The sequence below is a fragment of the Kaistia nematophila genome (assembly GCF_026343855.1).
GTDB classification, from domain to species: Bacteria; Pseudomonadota; Alphaproteobacteria; order Rhizobiales; family Kaistiaceae; genus Kaistia; species Kaistia nematophila.
Genome location: NZ_JAPKNK010000014.1, coordinates 71214 through 92276, shown reverse-complemented (window position 1 = coordinate 92276; position 21063 = coordinate 71214). Strand labels below are relative to the sequence as shown.

The following is a 21063-nucleotide window of genomic DNA, read 5'->3' as shown; positions in this document are numbered from 1 at the left end:
CCGTGCTGTTGCGTGCGTGGGATCGGTCCGGAAGGCAGACAAACGGCATCTGGCTCGGCGCTGACGGGGCGCTGGCATGAGGCCACATAGGGGGCGGCCTTCGACCGGCAAGGGAGATGCGCCGCGTGTCGCAGGGCGCATCGCTTGGGTCCGCCGCGTTTTCTTGGCGCGAGGCGCTTCCCACCCGGCTCGAAAACGCTCTACGCTTCGCAGCGTCGGGCGCGGCGGCGGGGGGAGACTGCCGGCGCGCCGGGCGAGGCGGCGACAATCGGGATCTCGGGCGGACGCTTCGGCGCAGGCCGGAGCGGAAGGCCGCCGGAACCGATCGGAGGAACGGAATGCCGGACTACATCATCGTCGGCGGCGGCTCCGCCGGCTGCGTCATGGCCGCCCGGTTGAGCGAGGATGCCGATGTCTCGGTGCTGCTCATCGAGGCCGGTCCGCGCGATACCGACCGCTACATCCATATGCCCGTCGGCTTCTTCAAGATTTCCGCCGGTCCGCTTTCCTGGGGCTACGAGACGGAACCCGGCCGCGCCATCGACGGCCGCACCATCCCCTATCCGCAGGGGCGTGTGCTCGGCGGCGGCAGCTCGATCAACGCGCAGGTCTTCACCCGGGGCTGTCCGGAGGATTATGACGCCTGGGCCGAGGAGGAGGGCTGCGACGGCTGGTCGTTCCGCGAGGTGCTGCCGCTGTTCCGCCGCTCCGAGGACAACGACACCTTCGCCGGTCCCTTCCATGGCCATGGCGGCCCGCTCGGCGCCAGCAGCGGCCATCCGCATCCGCTGACCCGCGTCTTCGTGCAGGCGGCACAGGAAGCGGGCCTGCCGTTCAATCCGGATTTCAACGGCGATCACCAGGCCGGCACCGGCTTCTACCAGACGACGACGCGAAACGGCCGGCGCTGCAGCACGGCGGTCGGCTATCTGAAGCCGGCGCTCGGCCGGCCCAACCTCGCCGTGCGCACCGACGTGCTGGTGCGGCGGATCGTGGTCGAGGCGGGCCGCGCCGTCGGCGTCGAGATCGCCACCGACGGCCGCAGCGAGATCCTGCGCGCCGAGCGCGAGGTGATCGTCGCCTCCGGCGCGATCGGCTCGCCCAAGCTCTTGATGCTCTCCGGCATCGGTCCGGCGGCGCATCTCGCCGGGCATGGCATCGCGGTCGTGCACGACCTGCCGGGCGTCGGGCAGAACCTGCAGGACCACACCAATATCGACATCGTCTACCAGCTGAACGGGCCGCACAGCTTCGACAAGTACAAGAAGCCGCACTGGAAGCTGATGGCGGGGCTCGAATATCTCGTGCTCGGCAAGGGACCGGTGGCGTCGAACATCGTCGAGGGCGGCGCGTTCTGGTGGGGCGACAAGGCGGAGAAGACGCCGGACCTGCAGTTCCATTTCCTGCCCGGCGCCGGCGTCGAGAAGGGCGTCGGCTCGGTGCCGGGCGGCAATGGCTGCACGCTGAATTCCTACCACCTGCGGCCGCGCTCGCGCGGTTCGGTGACGCTGCGCTCGGCCGACCCGGCCGCCGCGCCGCGCATCGACACCAACGCCTTCGCCGATCCCTACGACCTCGACCGCGCCGTCGACGGCGTGAAGATCAGCCAGGAGATCATGGCGCAGGAGGCGTTCCGGCCGTTCATCGCGGCCGAGCATATTCCCGGCAAGGGCGTGCGCAGCCTCGCCGAATACCAGGCCTTCGCCCGATCGGCGGCGCGCACCGCCTATCACCCGGTTGGCACCTGCCGGATGGGGCACGGCGAGGACGCCGTCGTCGATCCGCAACTGCGCGTGCGCGGCATCGAGGGGCTGCGCGTCTGCGACAGCTCGATCATGCCGCGCCTCGTCTCCTCCAACACCAACGCGCCGACGGTGATGATCGGCGAGAAGGCGTCCGACCTGATCCGGGGCAACCGCACCGGCGCAAGGCAGGCCGCGCCGGGCGAGGCGGTGGGGGCGTAGGGCGGGGGGCGGCGCAACGCCTGAGTTCGGGGCTACCCCCGCGTGCCTAGCTCGCCGTCATCCCGGCCCCCGAGCCGGGATCCATGCGGCCGGGTTGTCGGTCGCGCTAGGCTGCCGATGGCGCGGCTGCGAGGATCCCTGCTTCCGCAGGGATGACGACGGAGGACAGCGAGACAGGGCCGGGGAACACGCCGAGGAGGGCGCGCCTCCGTCAGCGCCGCGTCGTCGCCCGCTCGGCGAGGCGGACCGGCACCGTGGTGGTGACGCCGTCGGCGGGGTCGGTGCCGCTGTCGGTCATGCGATCATGCAGGATGGCGATCGCGGCGGCGACCATGGCCTGGTGGTCGTGCACCACGGTCGTCAGATCGAACGAGCCCCAAGTGGCGGCCGGCACGTCGTCATAGCCGGCGACCAGCACGTCGTCCGGCACGCGCCATCCCGCCCGCCGCAGCGCGTCGAGCGCGCCGAAGGCCATCATGTCGTTGGCGCAGAACAGCGCGTCCGGCACCAAGCGCTGCCCGGTCATCGCCTGGGTGGCGGCGAAGCCGCCCTCATAGGCATAGTCACCGCGCGCGGTCTGCACCTCGTCGAAGCCGTGCGTCGCGAGGCGCTCGCGAAAGCCGCGCAGGCGTTCGTCGCTCGCATAGTCGCCGCGCATGCCGCCGATGAATCCGAACGAACGGGCGCCGCGCAGGACGAAGAGATCGGCGACCAGCGCGCCGCCGCCGGCATTGTCGGAGCAGACCGAGGAGACCCACTGGTTCCGCGCCGGCGTGTTGAAGGAAACCGTCGGGATGCGGATGCGCGCGAAGGCCTCCGCCGCCTCCCGCGTGACGACGGGCAGCGCGCTGACGATGGCGTCGACGCGATAGCTGGCGAGGCGCGGCAGGACGCCGTCGAGCGCGTTGCCGCCGCCGACGCTGAACAGCAGCACCTGGTGGCCGGTCTCCTGCAGCGCCTTCGAGAAGGCGTCGACCGCGACCGCGTAGAAGGAGTTCGCGCTGTCGCTGATGACGATGGCGACGAGGTCGGAGCGATGCTTGCGCAGCATGCGCGGCAGGAAGTTCGGGCTGTAGCCGAGCTGCTTCGCCGCCTCGAACACCTTGCGGCTGGTCTCTTCCGAGACGCTGGTGCCCTTGTTGAAGGCACGCGAGACCGCCGATTGCGAGACGCCGGCAAGGCGCGCCACATCCGTCGACGACGGGTACTTTCTCGGCGATTTCATGGTTGCAACCACAGTCGGAAATGACGGGCACCTGCGTAGCGCCCGTCAGCGCGTCGTTCAACGGAAACCGGGTTTCCGTATCGATGAATTCAGATCGTCTTCAGCATGCCGCCATCGACGAAATAGGTGGAGCCGACCGAATAGCTCGCCCGGTCGGAGCAGAGGAAGACGAAGAAGTCGGCGACCTCCTCCGGCGAGGCGAAACGGCCGATCGGCGCGTTCTCGCGCGCCAGGCCGTCGAGATAGCCCTTCCAGTCGCCGCCCTTGTCGGCGGTCAGTTGCGTCGCCGTCTTGATCCAGTCCGGCGTCAGCACGAAGCCCGGATTGACGGCGTTGACGCGGACGTTGTCCTTGATGAACTCGGTCGACATCGTCTTCGAGGCCATGATCAGCGCCGCCTTGGTGACGTTGTAGATCGGCTCGTACCAGAGCGGCTGGGTGGCGCAGATCGAGGCGTTGTTCAGGATGACGCCGCCGCCGCGCCGCTTCATCGAGGGCACCAGCCCGCGCGCCAGGCGGATCGCCGCCATCACATGCAGGTCCCAGTAGAACTGCCACTTGTCGTCCGGCGCATCCATGATGGTCTCGTTGCTGCCGGTGCCGGCATTGTTGACCAGGATGTCGGCGCCGCCGAAGGCTTCCTCGGTAGCCGCCAGCAGGCGGTCGCAGCCGACCGCCGTGGCGACGTCGCAATCGACCGCGAGGACCTGGACCGGGTGCGCGCCGAGGATCTCGTCGCGCGCGGCGGCGAGGCGGCCCGCGTCCCGCGCCGCGATGACGACATGCGCGCCTTCCGCGGCAAACCCCTTGGCGACCGCCAGGCCGATGCCGATGCTGCCGCCGGTGATAACGGCGACCTTGTCGCGCAGTCCGAGATCCATGCTTTTGCTCCTTTTTGTTGGCCGATGGATGCGGGTGGAACCTATTTGACGATCGGGATCTTCGACCGGTCGATGGTGATGGCGACGGCCGCCACCAGCACGACGCCGAAGACGATGTTCTGGGCAAAGATGTTGACGCCGAGGAACGTCATGCCGATCCGCACGACCGAAATGATCAGAGCGCCGACGAGCGTGCGCCAGATGCTGCCGACGCCGCCGGTGATCGCCGTGCCGCCGACGACGACGGCGGCGATCGAAGGCAGCAGCAGTTCGCTCGCCAGCGTCGGTGAGCCGCTGGCGAGGCGGCCGACGAGGACGATGCCGGCCAGGGCCGCGCAGGCGCCCGACAGCACGAAGGCGATCACCTTCTGGCGGTCGACCTTGACGCCCGAGGCATAGGCGGCTGGTTCGCCGGCGCCGATCGCCGCGCTGTAGCGGCCGAAGCGGGTGCGGCTCTGCAGGACATGCGCGATGACGAGGACGACGAGGCCGATGACGACGACGTTCGGCACGCCGAACAGCGTGCCGGTGATCCAGCCGAGATAGCCGCGCTCGCTTTCGCCGAGCGTGATCGAACGCTCCTTCGAGATGACGAGCGCCGCGCTGTAGAGCACGCCGCCCATGGCGAGCGTGGCGATGAAGGAGGGAATGCGCAGCTTCACATGGGCGATGCCGGAGAGCAGCCCCGCCAGGATGCCGAGACCGAAGGCGAGGGCGAAGGCGCCATAGCCGAAGCGGGCGAGCGTCAGCGCCACGACGACGCTCGAAAGCGACGCCATCGACTGGATCGACAGGTCGATGCCGCCGAGCATGATGACGAAGGTGACGCCGGTCGCCAGGATGAACAGCACCGCCGTGTCGCTGGCGAGCTGCAGCAGCGTGCTCGGATCGAGGAAGGCTGGCTGGAAGGCGCCGACCAGGATGACGAGGATGACGAGCGTGGCGAGCGGCAGCCATTGCCTCAGCCCGTCGGAGCGGAAGGTGTCGAGGATGCTGTTCATCGTCAAACCATGTGTCCGATGAGATCGACCTGCTGCGGCTTGTGGCCGGGTTCGGCGCCGACACGGTGGGTGATGGCGCCGTCGCGCATCACCAGCACCGTGTGGCTCAATCCGATCGTCTCCTCCAAAGTGTCCGAGGTCAGGATGACGGCGACGCCTTCGGCGGTAACGGCCCGGATCAATTCGTAAACCTCCTCCTTGGCGCCGACGTCGAGGCCGCGCGTCGGGTGGTCGAGGATGAGGATGCGCGCTCTGGCGTTCAGCCACTTCGCCAGTACGACCTTCTGCTGGTTGCCGCCGGAGAGGTTGAGGCAGAGCGTGTGGATGCCGGGCGTGCGGATCCTCAGCTTCTGCACCCACTCCTGCGCCAGCCGCTTTTCCTCGCGCGTGTCGATCAGGCCGTTCTTCGTCAGCGTGCCGAGGTCGCCGAGCGTGATGTTGGCGGCGACGGGCAGGAACAGCACCAGCCCCTCGACCCGGCGCTCGCGCGGGATGTAGCCGATGCCGATATCGACGGCCTCGGCCGGCGTGCGCAGCTTCACCTCGCGGCCGGCGGCGAGCAGCCGGCCGGCGTCGTGCGGCGCGAAGCCGGCGAGGGTACGGGTCAGTTCCTCGCGGCCGGAGCCGATGACGCCGGCGATGCCGAGGATCTCGCCGGCATGCAGCTTGAAGCTGACATCGCGATAGGCGCCCTGGTGGCCGAGCCTGTCGAGCTCCAGCACGATTTCGTCGCGATAGGGCTTCTGCAGCGGCTCGCGATAATATTCGGCCTGCAGGCTGCGGCCCACCATCCAGTGGTGCAACTGCGTGACGTCGGCCTCCGCGGCCGCGAGTTCGGCGACGACGGCGCCGTCCTTCATCACATAGATGCGGTCGGAGAGCTCCAGCACCTCGTCGAGCCGGTGCGAGACGAAGATGAACGAAGCGCGGGCCCGCAGCGCGCGGACGCGGGCGAACAGGATGTCGATCTCGGCCCGCTCCAGCACCGAGGTCGGCTCGTCGAGCAGGATGACGAGATGGCCGGGCGCGTTCTCCTCCAGCGTCAGCGCCTTGGCGAGCTCGACCATCTGCCGCGCCGCGAAATCGAGATCCTCCGCCCGCGTGCGCGGGTCGGCGTCGATCTGCACCTTGGCGAGCTGGCGCGAAGCGGCGGCGTAGAGCGCGCGCCAGTCGACGATGCCGAAGCGGGTGAACTGCGCCTCGTTGCCGAGATAGATGTTCTCGCCGACGGTCAGGTTGGTGAGCAGGGACTGCTCCTGGAACACCATGCCGATGCCCTGGCGCATGGCGTCCGAGGCGCTGACGAAGCGGGTCTTCTGGCCATTCAGGCGGATCTCGCCCGAATCCGGCTGGTAGACGCCGCTGAGGATCTTCATCAGCGTCGACTTGCCGGCGCCGTTCTCGCCGACCAGGCCGACGACCTCGCCCGGACGGATCTCGATCGAGACGTCCTTCAGCGCATGGACGCCGGGAAAGCGCTTGTCGACATGGTGGAGGGCAAGCGCCGGCGGCGTGTCGGAGCCGGGCGGGGCGGGGCGGATGATCGGCGCGCTCATTTGACGATCCGCATGCGCTTGCGGTCGATCGAAAGCGCGACCGCCGCGATGATCATCAGGCCCTGCACGCCGATCTGCACGCTGGGCGGCACGCCCATGAGCACCATGCCGTTCGACAGCACGACAACGATCAGCACGCCGACCAGCGTCTGCAACACGCTGCCCTGGCCGCCGGAGAGGGCCGTACCGCCGACGACGACGGCGGTGACGGTGGTGAACAGGCGGCCATTGCCGATCTGGGCGTTGCCGAGGCCGAGCTGGGCCGCCGCCAGCACGCCGCCGACGGCGTAGAACACGCCGGCGAGCGTGAAGGTCAGGATGCGGACGCGGCCGACCGGGATGCCGGAAAGCGCCGCCAGGTCCTCGCCGCCGCCGAGCGCGTAGATGTAGCGGCCGAGGCGGGTGTGGTTCTGGATCACCAGCGCGACCAGCAGGCAGAACAGCGCCAGCCAGACGCCCCAGGGAAAGCCGAGGAAGCGCTCGATGGCGAGGCTGCGGATCATCGGGTCGTTGATGCGGATCGCCATGCCGCCGAGCAGCGCGTTGGCGGCGCCGACGCCGACGAACCACATTCCCAGCGTCACCATGAAGGAGGGGATCTTCAGGCGGACATGGATGACGCCGTTGGCGAAGCCGACGCCGGCGCCGACGAGAAGCACGATGAGGATGCCGAAAACGCCGAAGGCGTTCGCGTTGGCGCCGTTCAGCACCAGCATCGACAGGATGACGGCGGAGAGCGTCAGTCCGCCCTCGACCGACAGGTCGATCGAGCCCATCAGGATGATGAAGGTGGCGCCGAGGCCGAGCACCAGCGGGATCATCGCCGCCTGGCTGATGCGGACCATGTTGCCGAAGGTCATGAAATTGGGATTGATCGCGGTGATCAGGCCGCAGAGCAGCACCAGCACGATCAGCGGCGCCCAGGCGGCGATGCGCCAGCGGCGGCGCGGCGCGGGCTGGCTGGCGGAGATGGAAGCATCGATGGTCATCGGCAGCAACGCCTCATGCGAAATCAAGCGGGAGCGCGGGCGCCGCGAACGCCGGGGTTCGCGGAGGACGCCGCGCCAGGTCGCCGGCTCCGTTACGCAGGAGCCGGCGATGGGCGCGCGGAGGTCGTCAGGCGGCGCGCCCGCCCCGGGAGGTCAGTCGTAGGCGATCTGGCCCGTCACCCGGCCCCAGATATCGGACCAGTCCATCTTGGGCTCGGAGGCGATGTTCTCGTCGTAATAGGCCTTGGCGTTGTCGGCGGTGATGATGACGCCCTTGCCGTAGAACTCGCGATGGTCCTTCGGCTCCTTGGCCGGGTCGAAGACGCCGGTCTTGGCGGCGTAGCCGATGGCCAGGCCCATGCCGCCCTGCCAGTAGGGGTCCCAGGCGACGGTTCCGGCGAGTTCGCCCTTCTGGATCGCCTCGACGGCGAGCTGGATGCCGTCGATGCCGGTCACCGGCACCTTGCCGGCGCGGCCATCGGCGCGCAGCGCCTCGACGGCGGCGAGCGCCATGTCGTCATTCGCCGCCCAGATGCCGCCGATCTGGTCGCCGAACTGGGTGAGCCAGGCATTGGTCTTCTCGAGCGCCTCGGTCGCCGACCAGTTGGCGACCTGGTAGTCGAGCAGCTTGATGTCCGGATTGGCGGCGAGCGCCTCCATCAGGCCCTTCTTGCGCTCGATCGCAGGGATGTTCGATTCGATGCCGCCGAGAGCGACGATGCCGCCCTTGCCACCCATCTGCTTGATCAGCGTCTCGGCCATCGCCTTGCCGTAGGGCACGCCGCTGAACGAGATGTGGGCGACATAGTTGGGATCGAAATCCCAGGGATGCAGGTCGGCCGGCTTGTTCCACTGCGTCACGACATAGGCGCCGGCGGCCTTGGCCGCCTCGACGATCGGGCGGGCGTCCGGGCTGTCGTTCGGGTCGACATTGATCACGGCGTTGCCGCCCGTCTTGGCCAGGATCGCCTTGATGTCGGCGATGCCCTTCTCGCTGTTGCCCTCGGTAACGAGGGTGACGTAGTCGGCCCCGACCGACTTGGCGAAGGCGGCGCCGCCCTTGTTCCAGGTCGCATGATAGGGGTTCGAAAGCGACCGGATCGAGTTGACGACGGTCGGCTTGTCGGCAGCGAAGGCCGGCCGCGTGAGGATGGCCGGGAACACGCCCGCCATGCCGATCAGGCCTGCGCCCTTGAGGATGTCGCGCCGCTTGATGCCTGGCGCGCCGGAGATGAGCTTATGGACCATGAACCACTCCTCCCTTGATGGAGCGCCCTGGCCGCCGGGGCTCCGTTTTTGTCGTCTCCGGCTGTCCGTCTTCCCTCGTCTTGATGATTCCGCCCGCCGGCGAATAGGCGTTGGCGCGCCTGTCCTCCGGCTCCAAAACCCGGCGGCTGTCTCTCGGACTTTCCGCAACGACCCGTTATGTTTTGTGGCCTTGCATAGCTATGCACGCGATGCCGGGACTGTCAATCGGCCGGCGAGCGCCGCGCGCCCCCGGGAGGCGGCGGCGGTTGCGACGCGGCGCCTCCTTCAGGGATGGCAGCCCCGACATCGTGCCACGGCGATAGAGAACCGGCTTCCCGGCGTGTCTTCGTAGTAAAACTATAAATCTGGCTAGCGATTGGTTCCGAAGCGGCCCGAAACCGCCCGGGAACCGTTGGTGCAGGGGGCGGGACCTCCTCGCCGAACATGCTGAAAAACCGATGCAATGCAAAGATTTGGCTGATCAGACCCAGGGCGTCTCACCGCTTCCACAACTCGCTCGGCCAGTGGCCTTGTGCTTGCGTAGTAATGCTATATTCTGACCGAATGTTCGGCTCCGATGGAGCTTTGTCGCGACGGGTTTTGGCTTGGGCGGGCCGTTCGCCGGGCCGCAGGGACGGATGCAATGATCTCGGAATTGAGTGGAAAGCTGTTCATCGGCGGTCGCTGGAATGCAGGCGCCGGTGCGCGCATCGCCGTGACGAATCCGGCGACCGGCGAGGTCATCGGCGAGATCGCCGCGTCGACCGCGGACGAGATCAATAAGGCCGTCGCGGCGGCGCGGGCCGCGTTCCGCGGCTGGGCCGATTTGCCGGCCAAGGCGCGCTCCGCCGCGCTGCACCGGCTGGGTGATGTGATCGCCGCCGATGCCGACCGCATGGCGCGGATCATGACGATGGAGCAGGGCAAGCCGCTCAACGAGGCGCGCGGCGAAATCCTGAAGCTGGCCGAGGCCTGTCATTTCTATGCCGAGGAGGCGGTGCGCGTGCATGGCGAGATCGTGCCGGGAGACACCACCGATCACCACAGCCTCGTCCTCCGCGAGCCGATCGGCGTCGTCGGCGCGATCACGCCGTGGAACTATCCGGCAGAGCTGGTCGGCTGGAAGCTGTGCGCGTCGCTCGCCGCCGGCTGCACCATCGTCATCAAGCCGGCCGATCTGACGCCGTTCACGGCGCTGGCGATCGCAGAGAAGGTCGAGGAAGCCAAGATCCCGGCCGGCGTCGTCAATGTCGTCACCGGGCCGGGTTCGGTCGTCGGCCAGGCGCTGGTCGAACATCCCGGCGTCGACAAGATCGCCTTCACCGGATCGAGCGGCGTCGGCCTGCGGATCCAGCAGTCGGCCACAACCGTCAAGCGCATGTCGCTGGAACTCGGCGGCAATTGCCCGATGATCGTGACCGAATCCGCCGATCTCGACGCGGCGGTGAAGGGCGCGGTGCGGCGTTCGTTCCGCAACATGGGCCAGATCTGCATCGCGATTAACCGCGTCTATGTCGCCCGCCCGATCTACGAGGCGTTCCTCGCCAAGGTAAGGGTGGCGGCGGAGAAGCTGACCATCGGCAACGGCCTCGACAGGCCGGACGCCGATCTCGGCGCCATGGCCTCGGCCGAGCCACTCGCCAAGACGAAGGACCATCTCGCCGATGCGCTCGCCAGGGGCGCGCGGCTGGTGACCGGCGGCGCGGCGCCGGAAGGCGATGAATTCGCGCGCGGCCACTTCTTCCGCCCGACCGTGGTCGCCGACTGCACGCACGACATGAAGGTGATGAGCGAGGAGACGTTCGGGCCGCTGCTCGGCGTCGCCCCCTATGACGGCCTCGACGAGGCGATCGCCCGCGCCAACGACACGCCCTACGGGCTTGCCTCCTATGTCTACGCCAAGGGCATGGACGAGGTGCGCTACCTGACCACCCGGCTCGACTATGGCAATGTCGCCGTCAACAATGTCGATGCCGGCGTGATGAACGCGCCCTATGGCGGCCGCAAGCAGAGCGGCGTCGGCTATGAGCACGGCCGCGAGGGCATGCTCGAATATTTCAACTTCAAGCACGTCCGCATCCGCCATGACGAGCCCGAGGGGCGATAGGCGATGACGACGGCGCTTCTCGGCATCGATATCGGCACGTCCGGCTGCAAGGCGCTCCTGATCGACGCCGACGGCTCGGTGCTGGCCAGTTCGACGGCGACCTACGGCTTGTCGCAGCCGCGTCCCGGCTGGACCGAGCAGGATCCGGCGCTCTGGATCGAGGGCGCGCGGCAGTCGGTCGCCAGCGTGCTGGTGGAAAGGGGCGACGTCGAGATCGCCGCTATCGGCCTTTCCGGCCAGATGCACGGCCTGACACCACTCGACGAGGCGCATCGCGTGCTGCGGCCGGCGCTGCTCTGGAACGACCAGCGCAACGGCGCCGAATGCGACGAGATCACGGAGAAGGCGGGCGGCCTCGAGGCGCTGCTCGGTTTCACCAACAACCGCATGCTGGTCGGCTATACCGGCGGCAAGATCCTCTGGATGCGCCATCATGAGCCGGAGCTTTATGCGAAGCTCCGCCATGTCGTGAACCCGAAGGACTATCTGCGTTTCGTGCTGACCGGCGAGCTCGCCACCGAGGTATCGGATGCTTCCGGCACCGGCCTGTTCGACGTCCGCAGGCGGGCCTGGTCCGCGCCGCTGCTCGACCGGCTCGACATCGACCCGGCGCTGCTGCCGGCCTGCCATGAATCGCAGGTGGTCACCGGGCGGGTGAACCAGTCGGGCGCGGCGCTGTTCGGCCTGCCGGAAGGCATTCCCGTGGTCGGCGGTGGCGGCGACAGCGTCATCCAGACGCTCGGTTCCGGCGTGATGATGCCGGGCGAGCTGCAGACGACCATCGGCACGGCCGGCATCGTCGCCAGCGCGCTCGAAGCGCCGGAGGACAACCCCGACGGCCGGCTGCAGGTGTTCTGCAATGTCGCGCCGGATAGCTGGCACTGCATGGGCGTCTCGCTCAATGCCGGCGGCGCGATGTCGTGGTTCCGCGATGCGATGGGTTCGCTCGGGCAGGGGGCGGAAAAGCCCTCCTTCGACGAGATCGTTGCGCGGGCGGCGGCGAGCCCCGCCGGCGCGAAGGGCCTGTTCTTCCTGCCCTATCTCTATGGTGAGCGCTGCCCGCATCCGGACCCGATCGCGCGCGGTGCCTTTGTCGGCCTGACCGCCCGGCATGATGGCGGCGACATGGCGCGCAGTGTCATGGAGGGCGTCACCCATGCGCTCCGAGACATTCATGGCCTGATGCAGCGGATCGGCATGCAGCATAGCGTCATCAAGGCGTCGGGCGGCGGCGCCCGCTCGGCGCTGTGGCGGCAGATGCAGGCCGACCTGTTCGACTGCGAGGTGGTCACCACCGAGGGCGCGGCCGAGGGGGGCGCGTTCGGCGCGGCGCTGGTCGCCGGCGTCGGCACCGGCATCTGGCCCGACGCGAAGACGGCGACGGCGCTCTGCCGGCCGCTGACGCGCCAGCTTCCCGACCGCGAAACCGGCGACACGCTGCGCCGGGCCTTCGCCATCTTCGAAGGCCTCTATCCGGCATTGTCGCAGAGCTTCGCGGCGATCGCCGAGGCGAGGCTCGACGCGTGACTGAGAGACTGACATGACCAAGCCGCTCGCCACCTACGGGGCGCTTATCTTCGACCTCGACGGCACGCTGATCGACAGCGCGCCGGACATCGCCGCGGCGGTCAACGCCTATCTGCGCTCGCGCGGCTGGCCGGAGCAGGAGACGGAATTCGTCGAGCGCTTCATCGGCAATGGCCCGCGCCGGCTGCTGCTCGACATGCTCACCGAGCTCGGCCTGCCGAGCGACGACGCGACCATCCGCGCCGCGCACGCCGCCTATCTCGCCCATTACGGCGAGGCGCCGGCCCGGCTGACGAAGTTCTACAGCCATGTCCGCGAGGATCTGGCGGCGCTGAGGCAGGCCGGATTCCGGCTCGGCATCTGCACCAACAAGCCGCATGCGCTGACGCTTCGCGTGCTCGACCTGCTCGGCATCGCGCCGCTGTTCGACGCCGTACTCGGCGCCGATGCGGTGCCGGCCTGCAAGCCGGACCCGGGCCACCTGCTGGCGGTGGCGAAGCGGATGCAGCTTGCCGATGGCGGCTGGGCCTATGTCGGCGACACGGGGGTCGACCAGGCGACGGCCGTCGCCGCGAACGCTCCGTTCTTCGTCGTTCCCTGGGGCGGCGGCAAGCTGGTTTCGACGGAGCCCGGGCAGCGACTGGAACGGCTGCTCGATCTCATGGCCTATAGGCCGGTCCAACAGGCGATCTGAGGGAGCCCCGATGTCGACCAACAGCCTGCTGCAGCGCATCCTCCAGGAGCACGACCGGATGGGCCCGGCCGAGCAGCGGCTCGGCGATTTCGTCAAGGCGCATCCGGGCCAGGTCATCCACATGAGCATGGCGCGGCTGTCGCAGGAATGCGACGTCAGCGACCCGACCGTGATGCGCTTCTGCCGGCGCTTCGGCTTCGAAGGCTACCAGGATTTCAAGCTCAACCTGGCGCAGAGCCTCGTGCCGTCGGCGCCGTTCGCCTATGAGCAGATCGTGCCGGGCGACTCGATCGAGAACATCGTCCGCAAGACGGCGCGCAATTCGCTGAACGCGATCCAGCGCGCGCTGGAGGACCTGCTGCCGGCGCAGATCGAGGAAGGCGCCAAGCTGCTGCAGGCGGCGAGCTGGGTCGGCATCTATGCGACCGGCATTTCCGAGGTGACGGCGGTGGACGCCGAGCACAAGTTCCAGCGCCTCGGCATGCGCTGCGCCGCCGTCATGGGCCGCACCAAGCAGTGGCTGCACGCGGAAGCCTCGCGGCCCAACGAGGTGGCGCTGATCTTCTCGCAGTCCGGCCATACCAAGCAGATGATCGAGCTCGCCATCGCGGCCCGCACCGGCGGCGCCCGCGTCGTCTCGATCACGGCAGCGGAAAGCCCGCTCGCGCGCGTCTCCGACGTGCTGATCGCCGTGACGCCCTATGACCGCACCGAGCTGCTGACGCCGCTCGCCTCGCGGCTCAACCATCACCTGGTGATCAACATGCTGGTCACCTCCATCGCCGTGACCAGCGGCAGCGAATTCCCGGATCAGCTTCCGGCGCTCGATTCCTGGCAGACCGACAAGATCTGAGCCGGGCCGCCGGCGCGCCGCACCGATAGATTTCATACCGAGGACAGGACATGACCGCACAGGATGAGGCCAAGAAGGTTGCCGGCCGCAAGGTGATCGAGGAATTCGTGCGCGACGGCATGAAGCTCGGACTCGGCTCCGGCACGACGTCGCACTTCTTCGTGCGCGAGCTCGGCAAGCATGTCGCCGCCGGCCTCAAGGTGACCTGCACGACCACGTCGCGCGCCACCAACGACGTCGCCCGCGAAGTCGGCATCAAGATCACCGACCCGAACGACATCGGCGAGCTCGACCTGACCGTCGACGGTCCCGACGAGATCGACCGCCAGTTCCGCATGATCAAGGGCGGCGGCGCCTGCCTGCTCTGGGAGAAGATCGTCGCCCATGCCTCGAAGCGGATGATCACCATCTGCGACGAGACCAAGATCGTCGACCAGCTCGGCGGCTTCCCGCTGCCGGTCGAGGTGGTGCAGTTCGCCTGGAAGCAGACCGAGCGCATGGTGTCGCGGCTGCTCGCCGAGCACGGCATCGCCGACGTCGTGATCGTGCGGCGGATGCGCGACGGCCAGCCGGTCGTCACCGACAGCGGGAACTTCATCCTCGACTGCCGCTGCGCCGCGATTCCCGAGCCGGAGCGGCTGGAGATCGAGCTGAACCAGATTCCTGGCGTCGTCGAGAACGGCCTGTTCACGCGGGAATCGCAGGGCATGGTCGTCGGCTGCTTCGACGGCACTGCCTATGTGGCCATGCGGTGATGTAGTAAAACAAAAATCCTGCAGGGCCACGACATCGCTACGTCAACGGCGCCGCCTCGCTCCAGCGGGGCGGCAAGGGTTTCCGCTTGTCCGGAAGTTCTATAAATTTGGCATTCAAATCAAGTATTTGACTAGAAAAATCCCCTTGCGCGACGGTGTCTATCCGCCGCCGTGCCATTGACAGTTCATCGTCATGTAGTGAAACTAGATATAGACCGGTCGGCAGGGAACAGGGAGCCGACGGGACATGGGAGGATTGAGTGACAAATGTGAACAACCTCAGCCGCCGCGGCCTGCTCAAGGCGGGCGCGGCCCTCGGTGTCGGAGCCATGGTGGGCGGGAGCAACAGTGCTTTCGCGGCCGACCGCGTCTTCGTCCCCTACAGCAACAAGAGCCTCGACTACTACTTCTTCGTCATCCAGGAGGAGGCGGTGAAGCGGGCGGTGCAGGCGAATTCCTGGGAATTCCAGGCGACCAACGCCAATTTCGACAATACCCGCCAGCTGGAGCAGTGGCAGAGCCTGATGCTCTCCGACCCCTCCGCCATCATCAGCGACCCGATCGACAGCCAGGCGATCGTCTCCGCCATCCGCCGGTATAACCAGAAGGGCATCCCGGTCGGCATCATCGACACCCCCGCGGATGGCGGCGACGTGGCGATCACCGTTTCCTTCGACAACTACCTCGGCGGCCAGATGGCGGCCCAGGAGATCATCAAGCGCCTGACCGCCAAGTATGGCAGCCCGAAGGGCACGGTGCTGAACTGCTTCGGCGCGCTGCAGAGCGTGGCGTGGCGCCTGCGCAAGGAAGGCATGGACGCCGAGTTCGCCAAGTATCCGGAGATCAAGTATCTCGCCCGTCCGACCGAAGGCGCGCTCGACCAGATGCTGGCCGTGACGCTCTCGACGCTGTCGGAATTCCCGGATCTCGACGCCGTCCACGCCCCGTCCGACTCGCCCTCGCGCGGCATCGTCACGGCGCTGCAGCAGAAGGGCCGCTGGAAGAAGGTCGGCGAGGAAGGCCACGTCATCTTCGTCAACATCGACGGCGAGCCGGTGGCGCTGAAGTGGATCCAGGACGGCTTCATGGATGCCTGCGTCTCGCAGGATCCGATCGCCTACGGCCAGATCGCGGTCGAGATGCTCGGCAAGTATGCGATGAAGAAAGAGGCCGTTCCGATCGGCCCGTACGAGAACAAGAAGTACTTCTGGGAGAAGGGCGAGATCGTCGCCGGCAAGACCGGCCCGACGCTGATCATCCCGCCCTTCGTCATCGACCAGTCCAATTCGGCCGATCCGCGCCACTGGGGCGCGATTGCCGAAATCGAGTGGAAGATCCCCTATACATAGTCGGGCCATGGCGTCGCGCTCCTCGGGCGCGACGCCAGCTTCTGTTTCAGCCGCGCTCGCTGCGCGGCCGTTCCGTTTTTGACAGGAGATGCGCTTGACCGTGCCGATGACAGCGGGATCGCAGGCCGCGAACGACCATGTTCTGCGGGTCGAGAACATCAGCAAGGCCTATGGCGGCGCGGTGGCGCTGCGCGATGTCAGCCTCGCCATCCGGCGCGGCTCGATCCATGGCCTGCTGGGCGAGAATGGCGCCGGCAAGAGCACGCTGGTCGGCATCATCTCCGGCCAGCGACAGCCGACGACGGGCACGCTCTATCTCGACGGCGTCGCGCTCGCTCATGCCGACGTGCCGTCGATGGAGGAGGCCGGCGTCTTCCTGGTCACCCAGGAGCCGATGATCATCGATCACCTCTCCGCGGCCGAGAACCTGATGCTGGGGATCTGGCCGCGCCGCTTCGGCTTCGTGAACTGGCGCAAGCTGCGCCAGGACGCGGCGCGCATGCTGGCCGGCACCGGCATCGATCTCGACACGCCGGCCGGCAAGCTCGACGCCGTGGCGCGCCGAAAGCTCAACATCCTCCGCGCCATGTTCAGCGGCGGCAAGGTCATCATCCTCGACGAGCCGACGGCGGCGCTGACCGTCGAGGACCGCCAGCAATTGTTCGATTTCATGCGCCGGCTCAAGGCGGACGGCGTCACCTTCATCTTCATCTCGCACTACAATGACGAGATCCTCGACATCTGCGACGCCGTCTCGGTGCTGCGCGACGGCGTGCTGGCCGGCGGATCCGAGGATGTCGGCAGCCTGACCTCGGCGCAGCTCTCGGAACTGGTGCTCGGGCGCGGCCTGGTGCTGTTCCAGCGCGAGCGCCGCACCTTTGCAGAGGACGCGCCGGCGGTGCAGTTGCGCGACGTCGTCGGGCCGAGCGTGCGCGTGCCGGCGCTCGACATCCGCCCCGGCGAGGTGGTCGGCTTCACCGGCCTGCCCGGCGCCGGCGCCAAGGAACTGGCGCGCTGCATCTTCGGCCTGACGCCGGTGCAATCCGGCACGATCCGCTTCGCCGACGGCAGCGCGCCGCAGGGCCTGCCGACCCATCCGCGCGACGCCTTCGAGGCGGGCATCGCCTTCCTCTCGGACGACCGCCGCCGCGACGGCGCCATCGGCCAGATGTCGATCGGCGCCAACATCTCGCTGTCCTCGCTCGCCTCGGTCGCCCGCTCCGGCTTCCTGAGCAGGGACGCCGAGCTGCGGCTTTCCGACCGCTATTTCGCCGCCATGGGCATCAAGGCCGCTTCCGCCGCCGTCGCCGTCGACACGCTTTCCGGCGGCAACCAGCAGAAGGTCTGCCTCGGCCGCGTGCTCGCTACCGGCCCGCGCGTGCTGATCCTGGACGAACCGACGCGCGGCATCGATGTCGGCGTCAAGCAGGACGTGCTCCGGATTGTCGACGAACTGAGCCGGACCGGCGTCGCCGTGATCATCGTCTCGACCGACACCGACGAGATCACCCGCGCCGCCGATCGCGTCTGCATCTTCGAGAACGGCGCCATCGCCCGCGAGCTGACGGGCGCCGAGATAACCAATGACCGGCTCCGTGGCCTCGAGCCGGCCTAGGGTTCCGCTGGAACCCGGGCCGGGCGCCCCGGACGCCATGATGACAACGAGGACAAGATGAGCCGCACGATGACCGTTGCCGCCAAGACCGCGAGCCCCGCCGGCGCCGCCCCGACCGCCGGGAAGGGCGGCCGTTCCGTTCTCGGCTGGGTGCTGCACAACGTCGTCTGGATCTGGCTGATCGCGCTGGTCGTGATCTTCGGCCTGTTCAACCAGTTCTTCTTCACCGTCAACAACATGCAGAACATCATGGTGCAGGCCACCGTGCTCGGCATGCTGGGGCTGGCGGTGGCGCTGCCGCTGCTCGTCGCCGAGATCGACCTGTCGCTGCCGGCCAATCTCGGCTTCTCCTCGGCGATCGGCGCCATGGCCTATTCCGACTGGGGCCTGCCCTGGTTCCCGGGCATGCTGGTCGGCGTCGGCGTCGCCACCTTCATCGGCTTCTTCAACGGGCTCTGCATCACCAAGCTGAAGATGGTGTCGCTGATCCAGACGCTGGCGATGATGATCATCCTGCAGGGCGCGCTGCTGGCGCTCACCCAGGGCCGCACCATCACCAACCTTTCCGACGGCTATGTCTGGATCGGCCAGGCGACGATCGGTGGCTGGCCGATCATGCCGTTCATCTTCGTGGTCGCGCTGGTCGGCGTCGGCATCCTCCTGACCCGCACCGTGTTCGGCCGCCGCGTCTATGCCGTCGGCGGCAATCCGGTCGCCTCGAATTCCGCCGGCATCCGCGTCGACCGGGTCAAGATCCTGACCTACACGCTGGCGGGCTTCCTCGCCGGCTGCGCCGGTTTCCTGCTGGCGTCGTGGCAGATGGCGATCACTTCGAACCAGGGTTCTAGCTACCTGCTCTATGCCATCGCCGCGCCGATCATCGGCGGCGTCAGCGTGTTCGGCGGTCGCGGCAATGTCGTCGGCGTGCTGGGCGGCGTGCTGCTCCTGACCATCATCCAGGTCGGTCTCGCCATCATCTCGGTGCCGTCCTTCTATGTCGGCATGATCGGCGGCGTGATGATCTTCATCGCGGTTGCCATCGACGCCATCCGCGTCCGATACTTCAGCTGAGGAAGCATCGCGGGTTCGCCCCTCGCGGCAATTCGCAGTGCGACAGAATTCGGGAAGCAGTGCAGCATCGCTGGACCGCTTCTCGACTTGACCGGGCCCGGGATAGACCAGGAAGGCGCGATGGGCAGCGTGTCGTCGGGATGCCGGCTCGTATAATCGGTGTCGCGCGGCCAGGTCTCTGCCAGGAGGATTCGAGGGAGGGATAGATGTTTGTCACGCCGGAGGGTGAGCGCGTTCTTGTCGTCGATGGCCACACTCATCTCTGGGATGGGCGGCCGTCGAACTGGCGCAACGATTATGGCCGAACCTTCATCGATACGTTCTGGAGCGGCCATGTCGGCTTCACGCCGACCGACAAGCGCTGGTCGCAGGAGCAGTTTCGCTATTACGGCGCTGAAAAGGCGGCGCGCGATCTGTTCGTCGACGGCTATTGCGACGCCGCCATCATGCTCCCCGTCGATCTCCGCGATTTCTACAAGGACGGCTTCAACACCACAGACCAGTGCAGCGAGCTGAAGGCGCTTTGCCCGGAGCGCGTCGTGCTGAACGGCCGGATCGATCCGCGCGAGGGGGCTCGCGGGCTGGCGCGGCTTGAAAGCGACCACGATCGCTTCGGCTTCAAGGGCGTCAAGCTCTATACGGGCGAATGGAACGGCATCTCGCGCGGCTATCGCCTCTCCGATGATTTCGTGAGGCCCTATCTGGAGAAGTGCCGCGAGCTCGGCATCGACATCGTGCACGTCCACAAGGGGCCGACGACGCATCCCCTCGACTATGACGCCTTCGACGTGCGCGACGTCGACCAGGTCGCCACCTCGTTCCCGGACCTGAAATTCGTCGTCGATCATTGCGGTATGCCGCGCATCGACGATTTCTGCGCCGTCGCCGGGCAGGAGCCGAATGTCTATGGCGGGCTGGCGCTGGTCACCTCGTTCATCCGCGCCCGGCCGCGCCACTTCAAGGCGATGCTGATCGAGCTGCTCTGGGGCGTCGGCCCGGACCGGCTGATCTTCGGCTCCGACTACGCCATCACCAGCCCGGACTGGATCATCGAGGCGTTCATGGCGTTCGAGCTCGACGACGAGGACACGACAGAGGCCGGCCATGCGCTCGATCTCGAAGCCAAGCGCAAGATCCTCGGTCTCAACGCCGCCAGGCTCTACGGCCTCGACGTCGACGCGCTGATGAACCTGCCGCCGGTCGACCTGCCGGCCGCCGAGGCGTCGCGTCATGCGGCCGAGTGAGGGTGCGCCGCTTGCTCCTCTGCCGGACGCGCTGACCGCCGCGCGGATTGCCGAGGTGCATGGCGCCCTGGAGGCGATCCGCGATCCCGAGCTGGACGAAACCGTCACGGCGATGGGTTTCATCCGGTCGATCGAGATCGACGGCGGATCGGTCGCGGTGGCGTTCCAACTGCCGACGCAATGGTGCGCGGCGAATTTCGCCTTCCTGATGGCCGTCGACATCAAGGCGGCCGTCGCGGCCTTGCCCTGGGTAGGCTCGGCCAAGGTCGTGCTGCGCGAGCACTTCGCCGCGCGGCGGATCAACGAGGCGGTGGCGCAGGATCTCTCCTTCGTCGAGGCATTTCCGCAGAAGGCCGAGGGCGAGCTGGACGGCCTGCGCCATACCTTCCTCGACAAGGCATTTCTGGCGCGCCAGCATGCCGTTCTCGATATCCTGCCCAAGGGTGGGAACCTGCCGCCGCCGGCGATGTGGAGCATTGCCGAGCTGGAGCGGATGGCACGGGAAGAGCGCTCCCTGGCCGAGCCGGTGGCGCGCTATCTGGCGCTGCGCCGCAAACTGCCGGGCGAGGCCGCCTTCGTCGCCGCGCATGGCGAACCGGTCGACCCGGCGCAGTGGCCGGCGCACTTACGCGAACTCCGGGGAACGGCGGTCACCCTTGCCGCCAATGCCGAGCATTGCCGCGTGCTCGCCGCCGCCAATCCTGGTTGACGCGGACGCGCTGGGACGCGGGGGATGCGGCGCGGGCGGGACAGGGGCTCGACTACCGTTGCGTTGGTCAGGGCGGGAAACCGGAAAAACCACCCTGTTCCCCATGCCGCCACGTCCGGTTGACGCGCGCCGCATCCGCAAGGCCAACCCCGCAGCAACGCAATGGTTCCAGCTTTTCGCCTTAGGCGGGCAGGAGGCCCGCCGCCTTGTTCGGGCGGCGGGCGCCTTCGGCAGGATGCGGCTCTGCCGTCTTTTCCTGCCTCCCCTGGCCGTTG

At 67.7% G+C, this 21063-nt stretch carries 17 protein-coding genes; 11 read left to right on the top strand and 6 right to left on the bottom strand.

Annotated elements, in window-relative coordinates:
• Positions 1-338: 338 nt before the first annotated feature.
• Positions 339-1964, top strand: a complete 1626-nt coding sequence (locus OSH07_RS23075) for a GMC family oxidoreductase (RefSeq protein WP_266341064.1) — start codon at positions 339-341, stop codon at positions 1962-1964.
• 211 nt (positions 1965-2175) lie between these two features.
• Here OSH07_RS23075 and OSH07_RS23070 read toward each other — a convergent pair whose 3' ends face one another.
• The 6 genes from OSH07_RS23070 to OSH07_RS23045 form a co-directional block, all read right to left on the bottom strand.
• A complete protein-coding gene (locus tag OSH07_RS23070) occupies positions 2176-3189 on the bottom strand; it encodes a LacI family DNA-binding transcriptional regulator (RefSeq protein ID WP_266341063.1) in 1014 nt (337 codons plus the stop codon).
• 89 nt (positions 3190-3278) lie between these two features.
• Positions 3279-4070 (bottom strand): SDR family NAD(P)-dependent oxidoreductase, encoded by a 792-nt coding sequence (locus OSH07_RS23065; RefSeq protein ID WP_266341062.1) that lies wholly within the window; start codon positions 4068-4070, stop codon positions 3279-3281.
• A gap of 41 nt (positions 4071-4111) precedes the next feature.
• Positions 4112-5071, bottom strand: coding sequence for an ABC transporter permease (locus tag OSH07_RS23060; protein ID WP_266341107.1), 960 nt, complete (start codon positions 5069-5071; stop codon positions 4112-4114).
• A 2-nt stretch (positions 5072-5073) separates the two neighbouring features.
• The gene (locus OSH07_RS23055; protein ID WP_266341061.1) at positions 5074-6627 is read right to left on the bottom strand and encodes a sugar ABC transporter ATP-binding protein; all 1554 of its coding nucleotides are present in this window, start codon (positions 6625-6627) and stop codon (positions 5074-5076) included.
• On the bottom strand, positions 6624-7616 hold the full coding sequence (locus OSH07_RS23050) for an ABC transporter permease (RefSeq protein WP_266341060.1): 993 nt from the start codon (positions 7614-7616) through the stop codon (positions 6624-6626). Before OSH07_RS23050 ends, OSH07_RS23055 begins: the two co-directional genes overlap by 4 nt.
• 153 nt (positions 7617-7769) lie before the next feature.
• A complete protein-coding gene (locus OSH07_RS23045; protein WP_266341059.1) occupies positions 7770-8864 on the bottom strand; it encodes a sugar ABC transporter substrate-binding protein in 1095 nt (364 codons plus the stop codon).
• Positions 8865-9507: 643 nt separating this feature from the next.
• On the opposite strand from OSH07_RS23045, the gene OSH07_RS23040 reads away from it, so the two are divergent.
• From OSH07_RS23040 to OSH07_RS22995, 10 genes are all read left to right on the top strand, one after another.
• Positions 9508-10971, top strand: coding sequence for an aldehyde dehydrogenase family protein (locus OSH07_RS23040; protein ID WP_266341058.1), 1464 nt, complete (start codon positions 9508-9510; stop codon positions 10969-10971).
• Between the two features lie 3 nt (positions 10972-10974).
• Positions 10975-12498, top strand: coding sequence for a xylulokinase (gene xylB, locus OSH07_RS23035; RefSeq protein WP_266341057.1), 1524 nt, complete (start codon positions 10975-10977; stop codon positions 12496-12498).
• Between the two features lie 13 nt (positions 12499-12511).
• Entirely contained in the window at positions 12512-13192 is a 681-nt protein-coding gene (locus OSH07_RS23030; protein ID WP_266341056.1) for an HAD-IA family hydrolase, read from the top strand.
• Between the two features lie 10 nt (positions 13193-13202).
• Complete coding sequence (locus OSH07_RS23025) at positions 13203-14045, top strand: MurR/RpiR family transcriptional regulator (RefSeq protein WP_266341055.1); 843 nt, start codon at positions 13203-13205, stop codon at positions 14043-14045.
• A 50-nt stretch (positions 14046-14095) separates the two neighbouring features.
• Complete coding sequence (gene rpiA / locus OSH07_RS23020) at positions 14096-14800, top strand: ribose 5-phosphate isomerase A (RefSeq protein ID WP_266341054.1); 705 nt, start codon at positions 14096-14098, stop codon at positions 14798-14800.
• A 260-nt stretch (positions 14801-15060) separates the two neighbouring features.
• Positions 15061-16149 carry a substrate-binding domain-containing protein gene (locus tag OSH07_RS23015; protein WP_266341053.1) on the top strand — a complete coding sequence of 363 codons (1089 nt, stop codon included), beginning with the start codon at positions 15061-15063 and terminating at the stop codon, positions 16147-16149.
• 88 nt (positions 16150-16237) lie between these two features.
• On the top strand, positions 16238-17764 hold the full coding sequence (locus OSH07_RS23010; RefSeq protein ID WP_266341052.1) for a sugar ABC transporter ATP-binding protein: 1527 nt from the start codon (positions 16238-16240) through the stop codon (positions 17762-17764).
• 57 nt (positions 17765-17821) lie between these two features.
• Positions 17822-18835, top strand: a complete 1014-nt coding sequence (locus tag OSH07_RS23005; protein WP_266341051.1) for an ABC transporter permease — start codon at positions 17822-17824, stop codon at positions 18833-18835.
• A gap of 206 nt (positions 18836-19041) precedes the next feature.
• Positions 19042-20079 (top strand): amidohydrolase family protein, encoded by a 1038-nt coding sequence (locus OSH07_RS23000; RefSeq protein WP_266341050.1) that lies wholly within the window; start codon positions 19042-19044, stop codon positions 20077-20079.
• Positions 20066-20788, top strand: coding sequence for an iron-sulfur cluster assembly protein (locus tag OSH07_RS22995; RefSeq protein WP_266341049.1), 723 nt, complete (start codon positions 20066-20068; stop codon positions 20786-20788). Before OSH07_RS23000 ends, OSH07_RS22995 begins: the two co-directional genes overlap by 14 nt.
• The last annotated feature ends 275 nt before the right edge of the window (positions 20789-21063 follow it).